Genomic DNA, 2,485 nt, shown 5'->3' on the forward strand with positions numbered 1-2,485 from the left:
TTGCTATCTTTTTTATTTTTTTGTATGACAAATTATTTATTTCTTTTCGTTCTATCTGTCAAATTTATTTCCTGTTCACGTTTACCATATAACTGATTAATTTCATTTGCTACTGCATCTAAATATGAATCGGAAAAAATAGGCTTCTTTTCTTTAGACATATGGGTCTCCTTTGCGGATTTTTTAGTATTCATTATGTATATTTCTCAGTGGATTATGCACAATCATTTTAATTTTTTTCTTATTAAAAATTTTTGTTTACTTTTTGAAAATAAAGGAGTATTATAATCCACAGTTTCAATTTTCTAAATCGCTGAAACCGCATGGTACGGGGGACCCGTTTTTACGGATTAGTACATAATCCGATGGGGTGAATCCTTAAAAAAGGTAGGGCTACTCATAGGCCCGAATCCGACAGCTAACCTCGTAAGCGTTATATTGAGAAGGAAGGTGGAGCTTGTGCGACAAAAAAAATAATGTCTACAAGTCTATTTCGCTATGGCTTGTAGACATTTTTTGTTTTCTGAGTAAATAGTTTACTGGCTGCAACAAGCAGAAAAGTTCGTACAAAATTATTGGAGAGTGGACAGCATTGGTTTCATCTATTAAAAGATTTTTAATTGGAAGACCGTTAAAATCAACGGAGCTTGGAGAACAAAAGCTTAATAAAACGAAAGCTTTAGCTATTTTATCTTCTGACGCATTGTCATCAGTTGCTTACGGTCCAGAGCAAATTTTAATTGCTTTAGCAGGTGTTGGAGCGATCGCTTATTGGTATTCCATTCCGATCGCTGTTGGGGTATTAGTATTATTGACAGCCCTTATTTTATCTTATCGTCAAATTATTTTTGCTTATCCGCATGGCGGGGGAGCGTATGTTGTATCAAAAGAAAATTTAGGGATGAATCCAGGCTTAATTGCTGGAGGATCTTTATTAGTTGACTATATTTTAACTGTTGCGGTAAGTGTGTCCGCTGGTACAGATGCAATTACGTCTGCGTTTCCTAGCTTACATGCACACAACGTAATTATTGCGGTTATATTTGTTATATTAATTACGATATTAAATTTAAGGGGAGTAACGGAATCAGCTTCCGTTTTAGCATATCCTGTTTATTTATTCGTTTTAGCACTATTTATATTAATTGGTGTGGGCATATATAATATTTTAACTGGTCATGTTTCACCCACTTTACATGCGCCAATTGGTACACCAGTTGCAGGGATTAGTTTATTTTTATTACTAAGAGCATTTGCATCAGGTAGTTCTGCTTTAACAGGTGTTGAAGCAATTTCAAATGCAATTCCGAACTTTAAAGATCCTGCGCCAAACAATGCTGCAAAAACATTGCTTGCAATGGGTGCATTACTTGCTGTGTTATTTTCAGGAATTGTATTTTTAGCTTATTATTACGGAGTGACTCCGAGTAAAGAAGTAACAGTTGTTTCTCAAATTGCTGAACAAACATTTGGACGTAATTTCATGTACTATTTCATACAAGGTACAACAGCTTTAATATTAATTCTTGCTGCTAATACAGGTTATTCTGCATTTCCTTTATTAGCGGTTAACCTTGCAAAAGATAAATTCATACCGAGAATGTTTACGATTAGAGGAGACCGCCTAGGTTACTCAAACGGTATTATTATACTTGGAGTTGCTTCGATTATTTTAATTGTAGCTTTCCAAGGGCAAACAGAACATTTAATTCCACTATATGCAGTAGGTGTATTTATTCCATTTACACTTTCTCAAACAGGGATGGTATTAAAATGGCTTCGCGAAAAGCCTGAAGGATGGGCTTTAAGATTAACGGTTAATTTAATTGGTGCAGTTATTAGTTTTATCGTAATGAGCATGTTCTTTTTAACTAAATTTGCACAAGTTTGGTCGATTCTTATTTTCTTACCAGTTATTATCTTCTTATTCCATCGAATTAAGAAGCATTATGATGCAGTGGGTGATCAATTAAGTTTAAAAACTTGCGAGCCTCTTATTCCAATTGAGGGGAATGTAATTGTCGTTCCTGTAGCAGGTATGACGCATGTAGTAGAAAATTCATTGAACTATGCGAAATCGCTTTCGGCAGATCAAGTTATCGCAGTATATGTTGCTTTTGACAGAGAAGAGGAAAAGAAATTTGAGGAGAAATGGAAGAAGTGGCAACCTGAAGTAAGGCTTGTTACATTACATTCTCATTATAGAAGTATTATTCAGCCGCTAACGAAGTTTATCGATACAGTGCAATATAAGGCAAGTGAATCGAATTACCGTGTTACGGTCGTTATACCACAGTTCATTCCGAAAAAAGGTTGGCATAACATTCTTCATAATCAATCCAGTTTACTTATACGTGCGTATTTACTTTATAAAAGAAATGTTGTTATTACGACAGTTCCATATCATTTGAAAAAATAAGAAAATTTTTTAAGGATAGCTTCGCGAAAATGAAGCTATCCTTTTTGTGTATATGCTATGCATAAT

2 protein-coding genes and 1 riboswitch are annotated in these 2,485 nt (G+C 34.5%); of the genes, one reads left to right on the top strand and one right to left on the bottom strand.

Annotated features, from left to right (window positions below; genetic code table 11):
* Window positions 1–32: 32 nt before the first annotated feature.
* Window positions 33–161, bottom strand: a complete 129-nt coding sequence (locus ABWK52_RS22240; RefSeq protein WP_000031873.1) for a hypothetical protein — start codon at window positions 159–161, stop codon at window positions 33–35.
* 140 nt (window positions 162–301) lie between these two features.
* A riboswitch (cyclic di-AMP (ydaO/yuaA leader) is annotated at window positions 302–448 on the top strand.
* A 144-nt stretch (window positions 449–592) separates the two neighbouring features.
* On the opposite strand from ABWK52_RS22240, the gene ABWK52_RS22245 reads away from it, so the two are divergent.
* Window positions 593–2,419 carry an APC family permease gene (locus tag ABWK52_RS22245; RefSeq protein WP_000254887.1) on the top strand — a complete coding sequence of 609 codons (1,827 nt, stop codon included), beginning with the start codon at window positions 593–595 and terminating at the stop codon, window positions 2,417–2,419.
* Window positions 2,420–2,485 lie beyond the last annotated feature (66 nt).

Origin of the sequence: Bacillus sp. AP50 (assembly GCF_040492675.1) — a bacterium.
GTDB lineage: Bacteria > Bacillota > Bacilli > Bacillales > Bacillaceae_G > Bacillus_A > Bacillus_A cereus.